Below are 16,011 nucleotides of genomic sequence, written 5' to 3'. Positions count from 1 at the left end.
AAGAGTAAACAATGCAGCAGTTACAGAACGTTATTGAGTCCGCTTTTGAGCGTCGCGCCGAGATTACCCCGGCAAATGTGGATACCGTGACCCGTGAAGCGGTAAACCAGGTGATTTCCCTGCTGGATTCCGGCGCGCTGCGCGTGGCAGAAAAAATCGACGGTCAGTGGGTTACTCATCAATGGCTGAAGAAAGCGGTGCTGCTCTCTTTCCGTATCAACGATAACCAGGTTATCGACGGAGCAGAAAGCCGCTACTTCGATAAAGTCCCAATGAAATTCGCGGATTACGACGAAGCGCGTTTCCAGAAAGAAGGCTTCCGCGTGGTGCCGCCTGCGGCAGTGCGTCAGGGCGCGTTCATCGCACGCAACACCGTGCTGATGCCATCCTACGTGAACATCGGTGCCTACGTTGACGAAGGTACGATGGTGGATACCTGGGCTACCGTCGGTTCCTGTGCCCAAATCGGTAAAAACGTTCACCTGTCCGGCGGCGTGGGCATCGGTGGTGTTCTGGAGCCACTGCAGGCTAACCCAACCATCATCGAAGACAACTGCTTCATCGGCGCACGTTCAGAAGTGGTTGAAGGCGTGATCGTGGAAGAGGGTTCCGTGATCTCCATGGGCGTTTACATCGGCCAGAGCACCCGTATTTACGATCGCGAAACCGGCGAAGTTCACTACGGCCGCGTTCCGGCGGGTTCCGTGGTCGTTTCCGGTAACCTGCCGTCGAAAGATGGCAAATACAGCCTGTACTGTGCCGTTATCGTGAAGAAAGTGGATGCGAAAACCCGCGGTAAAGTCGGTATCAACGAACTGCTGCGCACCATCGACTAATCGCTGACCCGTTGATACACCGGGACCCGCCTGTGCGTCCCGGTGTAATCATCAAAGACGTCCGTTTCCGCAGTCACGATTACCATTCCCTTTCTTCTCAACCCTGCAATATCCGCCGCCATACGCTGGCTCCCCAACCAGAAAAGCCCGTCAAGCGCAGTCACAGCCAGACCCGATTCCAGCGCCAGCTTCAGTCGCTCACGCGGCGCTTTGACCTCTCTGGCAATCTGCCGGAATGGCTCCGCCGTAAGCCCGGTGGGATCGACCCGTCGAATGCGGGTGGTCATGCGGTATTGAAAAGCGTCGGGGATCGCATCCAGATCGCCCTTCAGGCTGTAAACGCAGCCAAAGCGCTTGCCGTTGAAGATGACGTTCTTCTGGTTTAGCTGAAACTCATCGCGCAGCCCGGCAATTAGCTGCGGGGCGCGGATCAGTATCAGCCGAAATGGCAATTCGAAGCTGGTGACATAATCCACGTTGAGCAAGGCAATGCGTAAACGCTCCTCCGCCCCCGCCTGAAGCTGGCGGCATTCGGCGGCGACTTCTGCCCACTGATGCGTGAGTCTTTGGTTCTCCTCTACGGCACCAAAGCTATATTTTTCAATTTGATAATCAATGCGTCCTGACATGTCATTATCCCCGCAGCCTACGCTTTCGTGCGATAACTTTGCCTGAATTCCCCGGCTTTGAATACCGTCTCGCTCGCCTTTTCTCACGACTCTCACGATGCTGCATTAAGGTTGAGAGAAATGATTACCTTATTACGTTGATTTCCGCTTGACGTGGTCGTTAAAAACAACAATAAACGAGTGGGAGCATTTATTTTCCCTGCTCGGTAATGTCAGTGAAAGGTAATCAGGATCGACCCCGCTTTTTTTGAACCCGAGGGTGGCAAAAAGGAATTTTTTCATTAATTATTCAAAGGTTATGTTGAGATAAGGGTACCGCTATGTACGATAATCTGAAAAGTCTGGGCATTACCAATCCTGATGAAATTGATCGTTACAGCCTCCGCCAGGAAGCCAACAACGACATCTTAAAAATTTATTTTCACAAGGATAAAGGCGAGTTTTTCGCCAAAAGCGTGAAGTTTAAATATCCACGCCAGCGTAAGACCGTCGTCGCGGACGGCGTAGGCCAGGGGTACAAAGAAGTTCAGGAAATCAGCCCTAACCTGCGCTATGTGATCGATGAACTCGATCAGATTTGTCAGCGCGACCGCACTGAAGTCGATCTCAAGCGTAAGATCCTTGACGATCTGCGTCACCTTGAAAGCGTTGTTACCAATAAGATCAGCGAGATTGAAGCGGATCTTGAGAAGTTAACTCGGAAATAAAAGCAAAACGGCAGTCCCTGATTGCCGTTTTTAATGTTTGCGCCCTCTCCCCGTGGGAGAGGGATGGGGTGAGGGCACCAGACCGCACTCAGTCATCTCTGCTCATCCAGCTGCAACGCCACATACAGCAGCAGCCTGTCGTCAAAATTCCCCAGATCCAGCCCCGTTAGCTCCGAAATCCGGTTAAGCCGGTACTCCAGCGTATTGCGATGAATAAACAACGCCTTCGACGTCGCCAGCGGCTGCACGTTATGGCGGAACCACGCCTGCAGCGTCCGGCGCAGCAGGCCGTTGTTGTCCATCGCTTTCAGGCGCGCTAATGGCCGCGCCAGCTCGTTGGCCTGCCAGCCGCCACGCAGGCTGTCGAGCAGCACCGGCAGCATCAGGTCCTGATAGAAATAACTGCGGCTCTCCGGCATCCGCTGCTTACCCACCATCATGGTGGTGCGCGCGGTGCGCCAGGAGCGGGCAATACTGCCCGGCCCGGAAAAGTAATTGCCGAGCGCAACGCGAAAACGCAGTTGACCGTTCTCCTGCATCCGGGAAATCAGCAGTTCCACGCGACGACGATGATCTTCGGCATCCCAGCGGCCAAACGGATTGAGCGCGGGTTTGAGCACCACCATTTCCGTCAGCGAGACTATCGCCACCAGGTTATCGCGTTCCGGTGTCGTCAGCGCATTTTGCAGCTGCTGCAGTTCGGCCATCGCGCTGTCTACGCCAAGCTGACCGCTATCGACCTCGATCACCGCCACCACGCGCGGCTGATTGAGGTCGATCCCCAGGCGCTGCGCCCATTCGCTGAGTGCAGGCGTAAGCTCTTCCGCCTGGATAAGGTTCATCACCAGCTCTTCGCGCAGGCGGCTGTCCTGGGCGAGCAGATGCATCAGGCGCGACTGCTCCAGCATCATTTCCGCCGTCATACAGACCAGCTCGCCATATTTACGCAGGGACTCCGGCTCGCCGGTCAGGCCGATAACCCCCACAATCTCGCCTTCAAGGCGCAGCGGTAAATTGATGCCCTGGCGCACGCCGTGCAGGTGTTTCGCAACCGCATCGTCGATATCAACCACACGCCCCTGAGAGAGCACCAAAAGCGCGCCTTCGTGCAATTCACCAATGCGCTCACGATCGCCACTACCAATAATGCGCCCACGGGCATCCATTACATTGATGTTGGTATCAATGATGCGCATCGTGCGCGCCACGATATCCTGCGCCATTTTGGTATCAAGATGCCAGCCAGCCATGTCACCCTCCTCTGAGCAGAGCTCAAGCATAGGGAAGTTCAGTGACGGCTGCATTGTGCGAATGCACAAAGAGAGCGGAAGAAGTATGGAGTTGTGGGAAAAGTCACAGAAACAAGAAAGCCCCTGCGTACAGGGGCTTAAGAGGATTACTGCATCAGCAGGTAGATAGAGGTATCACCACGCTGAATATTCAACGCCAGCACGGACGGTTTGCTGTCGAGAATTTTGCGCAGTTCAGCGATGTTTTTCACCGGCTGCTGGTTAGCGCCCATGATCACATCCCCTTTTTTCAGGCCGATACGGGCAGCAGGTGAATTCGCCTTCACGTTATTCACTACCACACCTTTGTCTGCGCCCTTATTGCTCATCTCAGCGCCTTCAATACCGCTGAAGATGGTGCTGGAATCAACCTGATTCTGGCTGCTCTGCTGCAGCTCCAGGCTCACGTTGACCGGCTTACCGTCACGCAGCAGACCGAGGGTCACTTTGCTGCCAATCGGCATAGAGCCGACTTCCGCACGCAGGGCTGCAAAGCTGCTGATCGGTTTACCGTTCAGGGAGGTGATCACGTCACCCGCTTTAATCCCTGCTTTCGCAGCAGAGGAGTTCGGCATCACCTGGCTGACGAACGCGCCGCGCTGGGCATCCACTTTCATCGCTTTTGCCAGCTCAGAGTTCAGCTCGGTGCCCAAAATGCCCAGCTCGCCGCGTTTCACCTGGCCGTACTGCACCATCTGCGCGGTCAGGTTTTTCACCATGTTGCTCGGGATAGCAAAACCGATCCCGATGTTGCCGCCGTCCGGCGCCAGGATCGCGGTGTTAATACCGATCAGCTCGCCGTTCAGGTTCACCAGCGCACCGCCGGAGTTACCGCGGTTGATGGCCGCATCCGTCTGAATAAAGTTTTCATAGTTCTCTGCGTTCAGGCCGCTACGGCCCAGTGCAGAGACGATACCTGAGGTCACGGTTTCGCCCAGACCGAACGGGTTACCGATAGCCACGGTGTAGTCACCTACGCGCAGCGCATCAGAGTCGGCAATTTTAATCGCCGTCAGGTTTTTCGGATCCTGAATCTGGATCAGCGCAATATCGGAACGCGGGTCTTTGCCGACCACTTTTGCGTCGAACTTACGGCCATCGCTCAGCTGAACCTTAATGCTGTTCGCGTTATCAACCACGTGGTTGTTGGTCACGACGTAGCCTTTCGCTGCATCGATAATGACCCCCGAGCCAAGCGCCATGAATTTCTGTTGCTGGCCGCCGCCCTGGCTGTCATCCCCTGCACCACCGCCCTGACAGAACGGGGAACTCTGGAATGGCGAACCGTCCTGGCAGAACGGTGAGTTGTCACCAAAGAACTGCTGGAAGTTACGCGGCATACGCGGCGTATTGACGGTCGTACTCCCCTCAACGTTAATACTCACCACCGATGGCATCACTTTTTCGAGCATCGGTGCCAGGCTTGGCATCTGCTGCGCGGTTGCTGCCGATGACGCGGTCTCGGCTGCGGTAGCAGTCAGAGGAGACAGCGCTAAACCTAAACTCAGAGCCAGTGCACTCATTGCTAATGTGGTTTTTTTCATGTTTCTCAATCTCGATTTACAGGTAACGCAAAATTGCTGTGTAACTCAGATTCATTTTATACCGCTTAGTTCCGGCCATAAGTTTATGGAAAAGGTAAAAATTTATTGGCTGTCTTTACAAAACTCAGCGTTTATTCCACAGCCATTAGCTTGCGGTATTCATCCCAGGCATACAAATCCGTCATGCCGCTGATATAGTCCTGGATAAGACGGCAGCGATAATAATATTCCATTACCGGCCACTGCGTAGCGTGACGATCCAGCTTACTTATCGCTTCGACATAGGCCAGCCGATGACGGGTTGAAAGTTTTTGATAAAGCCGGGATTCGATGGGAATTCGTCGCACGCGTTCTTTTTCCACCAGCTCACTGAATTCGTCGACCGACAGCTGAAGCAACGGAGAATAAATTTCCAGTAACCCACTGATTACCCGGTAGCCCTGCAGTTCGAGCTGCTCGACATCCGGATGGCTGAACACATGCCGCATCGCCACATGTTTATAGAGCTCAAGGAGTTGACTGAAACTGCTGTCATCTTCCAGCAGCGCGTGATTGAATTCCCCGCTGAAAATCTGCGGCAGATTATCGATAAAGCGCGAGGCTGCGTAGGGCACCAGTTTATTTAATGTATTGACGCGCAAATACATAAAGAACTGGTCTTCCGTGCTGCGGCTTAATGTATTTGAGCGCGACTTTTCCCAGGCATTTTCGACAACCTGAGCAAACAGTGAACCTTTTTCGTGGTTTCCCCAGGCGGCATAAAGGTGCTGGTAAAGCTCCTCGACGCTGAATATTCTTTTCTCAACGGCATCTTCCAGGTCAGCGACGCAATAGGAAATATCATCCGCGGCTTCCATAATCCAGGTTAATGGAAAGCGACCGTTTGGCGTCAATGAAAGTTCTTTACGCAGCCGTTCAATATAGGCCTCTTCGGAAAGGTAGTAGCCCGGTTTCTTCATTAAATAGCTGTGGGATGCAGGCGTCTCTCCCGTCCACCACGCGGGACGCGTATATTTCAGGATACAGCCGACCTGCGCCCAGGTCAGGTTCATGCGCATCAGAGAATGTACCAGTCGGATACCCTGGGCATTGCCCTCGAAGTGACAGAGATCCTGACGCACTTTGCGACGCAGATCGTTAAGCCCTTCTTCACCTTCACGCAGACGTAAATCCCGCACGATGCAGCGGTCATCGCTGAGCGGCTGGCTTGCCGCATCCGACGGATGAAGGCGTTGTTTAAACCAGTCATTAATTGCCGCCTCGCCAAAGTGACCAAAAGGCGGATTGCCGATGTCATGCATCAGGCAGGCCATCTCAACGATGCTCTCGAAGGGCCCCGTCAGCTCGTCCAGACCATAGGTTTCCAGTAAACGTAGCTCTTTGAGACGGCTTAAAATCTCTTTGGCAATATACCGCCCGACCTGCTGCACTTCCATTGAGTGGGTTAAGCGCGTGCGTACAGCGGCATTACGCTCCAGCGGAAACACCTGCGTTTTTTGCTGCAAACGCCGGATGGCGGGCGAGTTAATAATCCTTCCTCGATCGCTTTCGAAGATACGCAGGATCTCATGTTCGCTCTTCTCGCCCTGTGGCGAGCGGAAACGTCGGTGCCAGTTAATTTTGGTACGAAAATCGATTGGTGACATGTGCTCCCCCGCGTGAGAATGCGTTTCCCCTTAACCGCATGATAGACTATGCATCTTAACAAGGCACATCGCGAGTAAATCTATGAAAATCGGCATTATTGGTGCAATGGAAGAAGAAGTTACGCTCCTGCGTGACAAAATTGAGAACCGTCAGACCCTCTCTCTGGGGGGGGGTGAGATCTACACCGGTCAGCTTAACGGTGTTGACGTGGCTCTGCTGAAATCAGGCATCGGTAAAGTGGCTGCTGCGCTGGGTGCGACCCTGCTGCTTGAGCGCTGCAAGCCGGACGTGATCGTGAACACCGGTTCGGCTGGCGGCCTGGCGCCGACGCTGAAAGTGGGCGATATCGTTGTCTCCGACGAAGCGCGTTATCACGATGCCGACGTAACCGCGTTTGGCTACGAATACGGTCAACTCCCGGGCTGCCCGGCAGGGTTTAAAGCTGACGACAAACTGATTGCGGCGGCTGAAACCTGTATTGCTGAGCTCAATCTTAACGCGGTACGCGGCCTGATTGTCAGCGGTGATGCGTTCATCAATGGCTCCGTCGGTCTGGCAAAAATCCGTCATAACTTCCCGCAGGCGGTTGCCGTTGAGATGGAAGCGACCGCGATTGCGCACGTTTGCCACAACTTCAGCGTACCGTTCGTGGTGGTTCGCGCCATCTCTGACGTCGCAGACCAGCAGTCTCACATCAGCTTCGACGAGTTCCTGACCGTTGCGGCAAAACAGTCCACCGTGATGGTGGAACGCCTGGTGCAGAACCTGGCACGTGGCTAAACCATCCCTCAGGGCGCTTGCCGCCCTGCTTCTGCTTGCTTCAGCGTGGCTCTGTGCCGCGCCTCGCGTAATTACGCTCTCTCCCGCTAACACCGAGCTGGCCTTTGCCGCTGGCATCACCCCCGTTGGCGTGAGTAGCTTTTCGGATTACCCCCCCCAGGCGGCCAACATTGAACACGTTGCGACCTGGCAAGGGATGAACCTTGAGCGCATCGTGGCGCTGAGACCCGATCTCGTGCTGGCCTGGCGTGGCGGTAACGCCGAACGGCAGGTCAATCAGCTTACCTCGCTTGGCATCAAGGTCATGTGGGTTGACGCCGTAAGTATTGAGCAAGTCGCTCAGGCACTGCGAGCCCTTGCCCCTTATAGCCCTGCGCCTGAAAAAGCCAGGCATGCGGCGAGCCAGATGCTCAATGACTATGCTGCGCTGAAAGCTCAATACGATACGTCCGTTAAAAAGCGCATCTTCCTGCAGTTTGGCAGTCAGCCGCTGTTTACCACAGGTAAAGGGTCAATTCAGAACCAGGTCCTGGAAGTGTGTGGCGGTGAAAATATTTTTGCTGCCAGCCGGGTACCGTGGCCGCAGGTTAGCCGTGAGCAGGTTCTGGCGCGCCAGCCGCAGGCCATCGTCGTGGTCGGAAATGCGAGCGAGATTCCTAAAATTAAACAATTCTGGCAAAGCCAGCTAAAAATTCCGGTGATCCCACTCAACAGTGACTGGTTTGAACGCGCCAGCCCGCGTATTATCCTCGCCGCAAAACAGCTCTGTGCCGCACTGGCAGAGAGTCACTAACAGAAGACCTTTTTCGAGGATTTAACGATGCTCGTTTATTGGCTGGATATTCTTGGCACAGCCGTTTTTGCTATCTCCGGCGTTCTGCTCGCCGGAAAACTACGCATGGATCCGTTTGGCGTGCTGGTGCTTGGCGTAGTCACTGCCGTTGGCGGCGGGACTATCCGTGATATGGCGCTGGCGAATGGCCCGGTGTTTTGGGTGAAAGATCCGACCGATCTGGTGGTAGCCATGGTGACCTGTCTGTTAACCATTGTGCTGGTTCGCCAGCCCCGCAGATTACCGAAATGGATACTCCCGGTGCTGGATGCCGTGGGTCTGGCCGTGTTTGTCGGTATTGGCGTCAATAAAGCCTTCAATGCCGGAACCGGCCCGATGGTCGCGATCTGCATGGGCGTATTAACCGGCGTGGGCGGCGGCATTATTCGCGACATTCTGGCGCGTGAAGTACCGATGATCCTGCGTACCGAGATCTATGCTACTGCCTGTATTATTGGCGGGATTGTGCACGCCACGGCGTATTACACCTTTGCGGTGCCGCTGGAAAATGCTGCGATGCTGGGGATGGTCGTGACGCTGGTGATTCGTCTGGCGGCAATACGCTGGCACCTGAAGCTGCCGACGTTTGCGCTGGATGAAAATTCAAGATAGGCGTCGTTTATAAGCCCGGTGGCGCTTCGCTTACCGGGCCTACAAATCCGCATTCAGGCTTAAATACTGAACGAAGAACCACACCCGCAAGTGCTGGTTGCGTTCGGGTTAGTCACCACAAAGCGTGACCCTTCCAGACCTTCGGTGTAATCCACTGAACCGCCGACCAAATACTGCAGGCTCATCGGGTCAACCACCAGCGCAACGCCCTGCTTCTCGATGGTCATATCACCATCGTTCACCTGATCGTCAAAAGTAAAACCGTACTGGAAGCCGCTGCAGCCGCCACCGGTAATATAGACACGCAGTTTCAGATCCGGATTGTCTTCGTCGGCAATCAGGGTTTTCACTTTGTTGGCTGCTGCTTCGGTAAATTCCAGCGGCACAGCTACGTCATCACTCATCTTATGCTCCCATGAATACTGCTATTGGGTAAAATTCACCCAATTCTTTTCGTCATTATCTAATACCCTGGTAATTCATTCAAGTATTCTGCGCGGCGGCCCGCTCCGCCTCTTGCTTTGCCAGGGTACGCGCGAGGATGGTGGAGTATAGCGGTTTCCCGCCCAGGAATTGGGCTAATAGTGTCGCCCCGAGACAGGTAATGATCATTGGCAAAATGAGCTGGTAATTATCTGTCATCTCCAGCACCAGCACGATACCGGTCAACGGTGCACGCAGAGACGCAGCCAGCAGTGCCCCCATGCCGGCCACCGCGAAGGTGCCAGCATCAAGATGATACGCCGGGAAGCCCACTTTGGCTGCCATACCAAACGCGGTGCCCAGCAGCGTACCAAGCGCCAGCATCGGGGCGAAAATCCCGCCGGGTGCACCGGAGGAGAAGCACAGAACCGTTGTGATAACCCGGGAGATAAACATAAACAGCAGCAGACCGACGCTGAAATTTCCCGCTGCGGCGATGGGGATCAGCCCGAAGCCGCCGCCTGCGGCATTCGGCTCAATAAAGCCGAGCACGCCGCACATCCCGCCCAGCAGGCCGCCCATCAGCACCCATTTCGTCGTATTGCCGCCATGAATACGCTGGAACATATCCTGAGCACGTAAGATGCAGGTGTTAAACAGCGGCCCCACCACGCCAAAAATCATGCCGAGGATCAGGTAAAGCCACAGGGTGTTGACCGGCGCGTTGGTCAGTTTACCCACCTCAATTACCGCCCCTTCGCCATTGAAGAGGCGGAAAACAATGCTCGACATAATAACGCCGGTAAACACGGCTTTAATGGAGATCAGGTTGTAGCGGAACTGCGCGCGCATCTCTTCGATGATGAACAATATGCCCGCCAGCGGTGCGTTAAACGCCGCTGAAAGACCCGCCGCCGCACCGGTGGCGAGCAGCGTATGGCGCGCTTCGGCGCTTCGCATCCGGAACAGATCGCCCACCATGCGTCCGACGTTGCCCCCCAGTTGTACCGTTGGCCCTTCCCGGCCCAGCACCATCCCCGCGCCCAGCGTCCCCATACCGCCGATGAATTTAACCGGGATCACGCGCCACCAGCGCACCGGGCGCAACTCTTCCAGTGCACCTTCAATTTCCGGGATGCCAGACCCGCCGGCCTCCTGGGCGAATTTACGCACCAGAAAATACCCCACCATGGCAAACAGCGCCGACAGTCCAAATGCCCCGACCCAGACCAGCCACCGGCTATCGGCAAAACCCGCGACGGTGCCCACTCGCCAGTTGAGTACGGCATTGACCGCTTTTTCAAACGCCACGCCAACCAAACCGGCGAGAGTCCCCACCACGGCTGCAGCCAGCAGGATCGCCAGCGGCGTTTTATCGCGATTGAGCAGCCGCCGAATACTGATCCGGTGCTGAGCGCGCGTAAACTGTTGTTCTTCAAAAGACGGAGAATCTGATTTCATGTCCTGTTCTTATTCGTCATACAAAAAGCCGAGGAGATTTTACCAGAGACATTCCCTCCGTCCCCTTAAAAATACTTAACAAATCTTAAAGCATTATCTGGCTAAAAATTTCATAACCTACTGCGAATCACTTAGAATAGTGTGCTTAATCATTTTATACGAACCAGGAACGACGCCATGAGCAAGTCTGAAAACCTCTACAGTGCAGCCCGGGAGCTTATTCCAGGTGGTGTGAACTCGCCTGTTCGCGCCTTTACCGGCGTGGGCGGTACGCCGCTGTTTATTGAACGTGCTGACGGCGCGTATCTGTATGATGTCGATGGCAAAGCCTATATCGATTATGTCGGTTCCTGGGGACCGATGGTGCTCGGGCACAACCACCCAGCCATTCGTAACGCGGTCATTGAAGCCGCTCAGCGTGGCCTGAGCTTCGGTGCGCCAACCGAAATGGAAGTGAAGATGGCGGAGCTGGTGACCGAACTGGTGCCGACCATGGACATGGTACGTATGGTGAACTCCGGTACCGAAGCGACCATGAGCGCGATCCGCCTGGCGCGCGGTTTTACCGGTCGCGATAAAATCATTAAATTCGAAGGCTGCTACCACGGCCACGCAGACTGTTTACTGGTGAAAGCAGGCTCCGGCGCGCTGACCCTCGGCCAGCCAAACTCGCCTGGCGTGCCGGCGGATTTCGCTAAGCATACCCTGACCTGTACCTATAACGATCTGAACACCGTTCGCGCGGCGTTCGAGCAGTATCCGCAGGAGATCGCCTGCATCATCGTTGAACCGGTAGCGGGCAACATGAACTGCATTCCACCGCAGCCGGACTTCCTGCCGGGCCTGCGCGCCCTGTGCGATGAGTTTGGTGCCTTGCTGATCATCGACGAAGTGATGACCGGCTTCCGCGTAGCGCTGGCGGGTGCCCAGTCTTATTATGGCGTTGAGCCGGACCTGACCTGCCTCGGCAAAATCATCGGCGGCGGCATGCCTGTTGGCGCATTCGGCGGCCGTAAGGATGTGATGGAAGCGCTGGCGCCAACGGGCCCGGTCTACCAGGCTGGTACCCTTTCCGGCAACCCGATTGCGATGGCAGCAGGCTTCGCCTGCCTGACCGAAGTGGCGCAACCAGGTATTCACGAAACCCTGACCGACCTGACGACTCAACTGGCTAACGGTCTGCTGGAAGCCGCAGAAGAGGCGGGTATCCCACTGGTGGTCAATCACGTCGGCGGCATGTTCGGGATTTTCTTCACCGATGCGCCAACCGTGACCTGCTATCAGGACGTCGTGAAGTGCGATGTTGAACGCTTCAAGCGCTTCTTCCACCTGATGCTGGAAGAAGGTGTGTACCTGGCGCCGTCGGCGTTTGAAGCGGGCTTTATGTCCGTGGCGCACAGCGAAGAAGATATCAATAACACCATCGACGCGGCGCGTAAGGTGTTTGCGAAGCTTTAAGGGAATTGCCGGGTGGCGCTAACGCTTACCCGGCCTACGATATTCTCCCTCTCCCCGTGGGAGAGGGCCGGGGTGAGGGCATCAGGCCGCACCTGACTACCGACTCTGCTTTCTCAACAGATAAATAAAATACGGCGCGCCTATAAAGGTCGACAGCAGTCCCGCCGGGATCTGGTAAGGGAACAGCACCATCCTTCCACACCAGTCCGCAAATACCAGAATGACTCCGCCCGTCAGGGCTGACATCACAATGTGCGGCATTGTCCGGCGGAACCCCATCATTCTGGCGATATGCGGTGCCATCAACCCGACGAAGCTCAGCGGGCCAATAGTCATGGTTGCCGTTGCCGTGAGGCACGCTGCCAGCAGGAGAAGTGCGACACGCGTAGGCGTCAGCGCCATGCCCACAGCCCGCGCCGTTTCGCCGCCGAGCGGCAGAATGGTCATCCAGCGACGACACAGCGGCACAATCGCCAGCAGCACAATCATTACGATCCCGGAATGCACAACCTGGCTGGCGGTCGCGTTGTAGGTTGAGCCAGAAATCCAGGTCAGAATCTTCGCCATTCGCGGATCGCCACTCGCCTGCAGCATCATCAACAGCATCGTAAAGGCCGTGCTGAGCGCCATCCCGGCCAGCAACATCCGGTGCGGGGAAAATCCGCCGCGGCCAGAGGCAATCAGAATAATCATCAGCGTCACCGCCGCACCGATACTCCCGGCAGGCATCAACCAGCCAAACGCGTTCCCTGGCACCAGGAACAGCATCAGCACCACGCCAAAGGCGGCACCGGAGCTGATCCCCAGCACTTCCGGGCTCGCCATCGGGTTACCGGTCAGACGCTGAATAATACAGCCAGCAACCGCCAGCATCACACCGGCAATAAGCGCGGAGAGGATCCGCGGCCAGCGCCATTGCAGTAATTCGTTGAGTAAATCACCCGTTGCCCAGTGCCAGCCTGCGGCATCGCGCCCAAACGCGAGTGCGGCAAACGAGGCGAGAAGCAAGACTCCCAGACCGGCAAGGCTAAACCACAGTACCGACTGACGTTCCGCGTAGACCTTATCGCCCGCGTCCATCGCAGGCGCGCTGATGCTGCGCAAACGCGGGAGCAACCACAGCAGCAGCGGCGCACCGATAAGCGCCGTTGCTGACCCGGTAGACACTTCCATCCAGACGCGGGCCAGCCAGAGAATGATCTGATCGGAAAGCCAGAGGATCAGCGCCCCGATCAACGGTGCGAGCAGCAGACGCGCCAGCAGCCGACGCGCCCCGAGCATTTTTGCCAGCAGCGGCGCAAAGAGACCGATAAAGCCGATAATGCCCACCGCGTTAACCAGCAGAGCGCTCAGCACAATCGCCAGCGTGAGCGCCGCCAGGCGTGCCAGCGACAGTGCCAGCCCCAGGTTACGCGCCACGCCATCATCCAGCCCCATGAGCGTCAGCGGACGCAGGAGCAGCAGCGTCAGCACGACTCCGCCCGCCAGCTGCGGCCACAGACGCTGCACAATGCTCCAGTCGGTCTGGGTGAGCGTGCCGGTGCTCCACAGGAACATACTTTGCAGCTGATCGTGATTGAACAGCACCAGCAGCTGGTTAATCGCACCGCAATAGAGGCTGACTACCAGCCCGGCAAGAATCAGCGTTACCGGAGAAAGGCGTTTTCCCCAGGCCACACCAAAGACCAGCGCCCCTACGACACACGCCCCCGCGAGGGCCGCAAACTGCGAGGTTAACGCGCCGGGCAATGCCCACAGCGTGGTGATCGTGATCCCAAGCTGCGCCCCGGTAGCGACGCCCAACGTGGTTGGCTCCGCCAGCGGGTTACGTAATACCTGCTGGAATAAGACGCCTACCAGGCCTAAACCGGCCCCGACCAAAAGGGAGATCGCCAGACGCGGCAGCAGGCTGTAGTGGAACAGCATCTGCTGAATATTGTCGATATCCGGCGAGACCAGCGCGGCTCCCCACTGCGCACGCGGTAACGCCGTCGAGAGATTGAACCCGGTGAATGACAGTGCAGCCAGAAAAAGCACGGACAGCAGTAAAACCGGGAAACGCGCGATACGGGTACTCATGCTTTACCTCCCAGCGCGTTATCCAGTACGCGGGCAAAATGCATGGCCGATAGCGTCGCGCCGTAGAACCACACAGCGGGCGCACGCTGGAAGCGCTTCTCGCGCACAAACGGCATCGCCTGCCAGAGCGGCGTCGCCATCAGCGTTTGCATTTCGCGCTCGTTGCCGTGGTCGAAACACAGCACATCCACATCACGAAACGCCGCCAGACGATCGATACCGACGGCGGTACTGCCCCAGAAGGTCATCTCCCCTTCCCACGCATTGCGAATGCCAAAGCTGTCCAGCACCTCCTGGAACAGACAGTTTTTACCGAATACCAGCATATGGCGGGCATCCAGCAGCGTCACCATCAGCAGCGGGCGATCGCCCCGCCCGGCAAAGCGCGGCTTCAGGACGTCAATCAGGGCATCGAATTCATCGAGATGCTTTTTGGCTTCCGTTTCACGGTTGAGGAAATGCGCCATCTCGTTGATCGAGTTTTTCGCCACGGTCAGCGGTTTTTTACCGTCGCTAAAGGAAAAACCGCGCCCTGGCGCAATACGTGCCATGGTCTCTTCTGACGGGCCATAGCCCGCAGACCAGAACAGGAATGACGGTTTCATTTGGGTAAGCAGTTCGAGGTTTGGCTCCGTACGCAGGCCGATGTCAATCACCGAGTCCGGCAGCTTCGGCTCGTTCACCCAGAGGTTATAGTTAGGGATGTCCGCCACGCCATAGGGCGTGACACCCAGCGCCATCATCAGCTCTACCGGCAGCCACTCCAGCGCCACAATGCGGTGAGGATCGACTGCGGCAGCACGCGCCGTCGTCATGTTAAACAGCAGAGGTGAGAGCGCCATTGCCGTCAACAGGCGACGACGGCTGATAAATGTGTTGTCCAGCATCAGTACACGAAGCTCACCGGTGCAGCCCCAGCCGGGTGAGGCAAGATACCCATTGGAATACCGTAAATGTGTTCCAGCGTTTCGCTGCGCATCAATTCTGACGGTGTTCCCTGCGCAATCATTTCGCCGCCGCGTAGCGCGACAAGATAATCGCAGTAGCGCGCCGCCATGTTGATATCGTGCAGGACCGCAATCACCGTCAGGCCACGCTGCTGGCTTAACCGGTGTACCAGCGCCAGCACGTCGACCTGATGGGCAATATCCAGCGCAGAGGTAGGTTCATCCAGTAGCAGGCAACGGCTGTCCTGAGCCACCAGCATTGCAATCCACGCCCGCTGACGCTCACCGCCAGACAGGCTATCCACCAGACGGTGCGCCAGCGGTTTTAGCCCAACCAGCGCAATCGCCTCTTCCACTTTCTCCCGGTCAGCCACGCCGAAGCGCCCAAGCGCCCCGTGCCACGGATAACGCCCAATCGCCACCAGCTCACGCACCGTCATCCCTTCCGCCTGCGGCAACTGCTGCGGCAGATAGGCCACTTTGCGCGCAAAGGCTTTGCTGCTCCAGCTCTCCAGTTGCTGTCCGTCCAGCAGGATATCCCCTTCAGACGGCGGCTGATGGCGTCCCAGCATCTTAAGGAGCGTGGATTTACCGGAACCGTTGTGACCAATCAGGCCCGTCACTTTACCGGCCGGGAACGTCAGAGAGAGCGGATACAGCAACGTGCGTCCGGGTACGCGAAAGGAGAGATGATTGAGCGTGAAGGTGGTGTCGGATTGCGTTTGATTATCCTGCATATCAGCCAACTTAAATAAAAAGGGCACGGC

At 56.5% G+C, this 16,011-nt stretch carries 15 protein-coding genes; 6 read left to right on the top strand and 9 right to left on the bottom strand.

Annotated elements, in window-relative coordinates; translation table 11 throughout:
• Nucleotides 1-11: 11 nt before the first annotated feature.
• Entirely contained in the window at nt 12-836 is an 825-nt protein-coding gene (dapD, locus tag ACOTYN_RS01225; protein ID WP_008501915.1) for a 2,3,4,5-tetrahydropyridine-2,6-dicarboxylate N-succinyltransferase, read from the top strand.
• Here dapD and ACOTYN_RS01220 read toward each other — a convergent pair.
• The gene (locus ACOTYN_RS01220; protein ID WP_071922569.1) at nt 833-1,465 is read right to left on the bottom strand and encodes a DNA-binding protein; all 633 of its coding nucleotides are present in this window, start codon (nt 1,463-1,465) and stop codon (nt 833-835) included. The two genes, dapD and ACOTYN_RS01220, sit on opposite strands and share 4 nt — an antisense overlap.
• A gap of 320 nt (nt 1,466-1,785) precedes the next feature.
• Between ACOTYN_RS01220 and ACOTYN_RS01215 the strand changes: the two genes are divergently transcribed.
• Nucleotides 1,786-2,172: a DUF3461 family protein gene (locus ACOTYN_RS01215; RefSeq protein WP_014168696.1), complete on the top strand. Its 387-nt coding sequence runs from the start codon at nt 1,786-1,788 to the stop codon at nt 2,170-2,172.
• Nucleotides 2,173-2,264: 92 nt separating this feature from the next.
• Here the strand turns inward: ACOTYN_RS01215 and cdaR are convergent, their stop codons facing one another.
• From cdaR to dgt, 3 genes are all read right to left on the bottom strand, one after another.
• Nucleotides 2,265-3,422: a DNA-binding transcriptional regulator CdaR gene (gene cdaR, locus ACOTYN_RS01210; protein WP_014882623.1), complete on the bottom strand. Its 1,158-nt coding sequence runs from the start codon at nt 3,420-3,422 to the stop codon at nt 2,265-2,267.
• Nucleotides 3,423-3,568: 146 nt separating this feature from the next.
• Nucleotides 3,569-5,005: a serine endoprotease DegP gene (degP, locus tag ACOTYN_RS01205; protein WP_014882622.1), complete on the bottom strand. Its 1,437-nt coding sequence runs from the start codon at nt 5,003-5,005 to the stop codon at nt 3,569-3,571.
• A 131-nt stretch (nt 5,006-5,136) separates the two neighbouring features.
• Nucleotides 5,137-6,651 carry a dGTPase gene (gene dgt, locus ACOTYN_RS01200; protein ID WP_047625872.1) on the bottom strand — a complete coding sequence of 505 codons (1,515 nt, stop codon included), beginning with the start codon at nt 6,649-6,651 and terminating at the stop codon, nt 5,137-5,139.
• A gap of 82 nt (nt 6,652-6,733) precedes the next feature.
• Between dgt and mtnN the strand changes: the two genes are divergently transcribed.
• From mtnN to ACOTYN_RS01185, 3 genes are read left to right on the top strand one after another with little or no spacing between them, the layout of a single operon-like run.
• Nucleotides 6,734-7,432, top strand: coding sequence for a 5'-methylthioadenosine/S-adenosylhomocysteine nucleosidase (gene mtnN, locus ACOTYN_RS01195; RefSeq protein WP_023332125.1), 699 nt, complete (start codon nt 6,734-6,736; stop codon nt 7,430-7,432).
• Entirely contained in the window at nt 7,425-8,225 is an 801-nt protein-coding gene (gene btuF, locus ACOTYN_RS01190) for a vitamin B12 ABC transporter substrate-binding protein BtuF (RefSeq protein ID WP_023332124.1), read from the top strand. The genes mtnN and btuF overlap by 8 nt, the downstream gene beginning before the upstream one ends.
• A gap of 27 nt (nt 8,226-8,252) precedes the next feature.
• On the top strand, nt 8,253-8,876 hold the full coding sequence (locus tag ACOTYN_RS01185) for a TRIC cation channel family protein (RefSeq protein ID WP_014882618.1): 624 nt from the start codon (nt 8,253-8,255) through the stop codon (nt 8,874-8,876).
• Between the two features lie 59 nt (nt 8,877-8,935).
• Here ACOTYN_RS01185 and erpA read toward each other — a convergent pair whose 3' ends face one another.
• Both erpA and clcA read right to left on the bottom strand, forming a co-directional pair.
• The gene (gene erpA, locus ACOTYN_RS01180; RefSeq protein ID WP_008501923.1) at nt 8,936-9,280 is read right to left on the bottom strand and encodes an iron-sulfur cluster insertion protein ErpA; all 345 of its coding nucleotides are present in this window, start codon (nt 9,278-9,280) and stop codon (nt 8,936-8,938) included.
• Nucleotides 9,281-9,359: 79 nt separating this feature from the next.
• Nucleotides 9,360-10,760: a H(+)/Cl(-) exchange transporter ClcA gene (gene clcA / locus ACOTYN_RS01175; protein ID WP_023332123.1), complete on the bottom strand. Its 1,401-nt coding sequence runs from the start codon at nt 10,758-10,760 to the stop codon at nt 9,360-9,362.
• 177 nt (nt 10,761-10,937) lie between these two features.
• Between clcA and hemL the strand changes: the two genes are divergently transcribed.
• Nucleotides 10,938-12,218, top strand: a complete 1,281-nt coding sequence (hemL, locus tag ACOTYN_RS01170; RefSeq protein WP_014882616.1) for a glutamate-1-semialdehyde 2,1-aminomutase — start codon at nt 10,938-10,940, stop codon at nt 12,216-12,218.
• Between the two features lie 96 nt (nt 12,219-12,314).
• Here the strand turns inward: hemL and fhuB are convergent, their stop codons facing one another.
• The 3 genes from fhuB to fhuC are packed head-to-tail and all read right to left on the bottom strand — an operon-like array spanning nt 12,315 to nt 15,981.
• The gene (gene fhuB, locus ACOTYN_RS01165) at nt 12,315-14,297 is read right to left on the bottom strand and encodes a Fe(3+)-hydroxamate ABC transporter permease FhuB (protein WP_332956068.1); all 1,983 of its coding nucleotides are present in this window, start codon (nt 14,295-14,297) and stop codon (nt 12,315-12,317) included.
• Entirely contained in the window at nt 14,294-15,184 is an 891-nt protein-coding gene (fhuD, locus tag ACOTYN_RS01160; RefSeq protein ID WP_071922570.1) for a Fe(3+)-hydroxamate ABC transporter substrate-binding protein FhuD, read from the bottom strand. The genes fhuB and fhuD overlap by 4 nt, the downstream gene beginning before the upstream one ends.
• Nucleotides 15,184-15,981 carry a Fe3+-hydroxamate ABC transporter ATP-binding protein FhuC gene (gene fhuC, locus ACOTYN_RS01155; RefSeq protein WP_332956071.1) on the bottom strand — a complete coding sequence of 266 codons (798 nt, stop codon included), beginning with the start codon at nt 15,979-15,981 and terminating at the stop codon, nt 15,184-15,186. Before fhuC ends, fhuD begins: the two co-directional genes overlap by 1 nt.
• Nucleotides 15,982-16,011 lie beyond the last annotated feature (30 nt).

The organism is Enterobacter cloacae complex sp. IR5458 (genome assembly GCF_049238025.1).
Lineage (GTDB): Bacteria > Pseudomonadota > Gammaproteobacteria > Enterobacterales > Enterobacteriaceae > Enterobacter > Enterobacter kobei.
The sequence above is the reverse complement of the archived record's forward strand: the minus strand, read 5'-3'. Positions and strand labels throughout refer to the sequence as shown.

Coding starts and splice junctions, on each gene's coding strand:
- ACOTYN_RS01185 (WP_014882618.1), top strand. CDS start 8,253: ATGCTCGTTTATTGGCTGGATATTCTTGGCACAGCCGTTTTTGCTATC.
- hemL (WP_014882616.1), top strand. CDS start 10,938: ATGAGCAAGTCTGAAAACCTCTACAGTGCAGCCCGGGAGCTTATTCCA.
- clcA (WP_023332123.1), bottom strand. CDS start 10,760: ATGAAATCAGATTCTCCGTCTTTTGAAGAACAACAGTTTACGCGCGCT.
- dgt (WP_047625872.1), bottom strand. CDS start 6,651: ATGTCACCAATCGATTTTCGTACCAAAATTAACTGGCACCGACGTTTC.
- fhuB (WP_332956068.1), bottom strand. CDS start 14,297: ATGAGTACCCGTATCGCGCGTTTCCCGGTTTTACTGCTGTCCGTGCTT.
- erpA (WP_008501923.1), bottom strand. CDS start 9,280: ATGAGTGATGACGTAGCTGTGCCGCTGGAATTTACCGAAGCAGCAGCC.
- cdaR (WP_014882623.1), bottom strand. CDS start 3,422: ATGGCTGGCTGGCATCTTGATACCAAAATGGCGCAGGATATCGTGGCG.
- fhuC (WP_332956071.1), bottom strand. CDS start 15,981: ATGCAGGATAATCAAACGCAATCCGACACCACCTTCACGCTCAATCAT.
- ACOTYN_RS01215 (WP_014168696.1), top strand. CDS start 1,786: ATGTACGATAATCTGAAAAGTCTGGGCATTACCAATCCTGATGAAATT.
- degP (WP_014882622.1), bottom strand. CDS start 5,005: ATGAAAAAAACCACATTAGCAATGAGTGCACTGGCTCTGAGTTTAGGT.
- dapD (WP_008501915.1), top strand. CDS start 12: ATGCAGCAGTTACAGAACGTTATTGAGTCCGCTTTTGAGCGTCGCGCC.
- fhuD (WP_071922570.1), bottom strand. CDS start 15,184: ATGCTGGACAACACATTTATCAGCCGTCGTCGCCTGTTGACGGCAATG.
- mtnN (WP_023332125.1), top strand. CDS start 6,734: ATGAAAATCGGCATTATTGGTGCAATGGAAGAAGAAGTTACGCTCCTG.
- ACOTYN_RS01220 (WP_071922569.1), bottom strand. CDS start 1,465: ATGTCAGGACGCATTGATTATCAAATTGAAAAATATAGCTTTGGTGCC.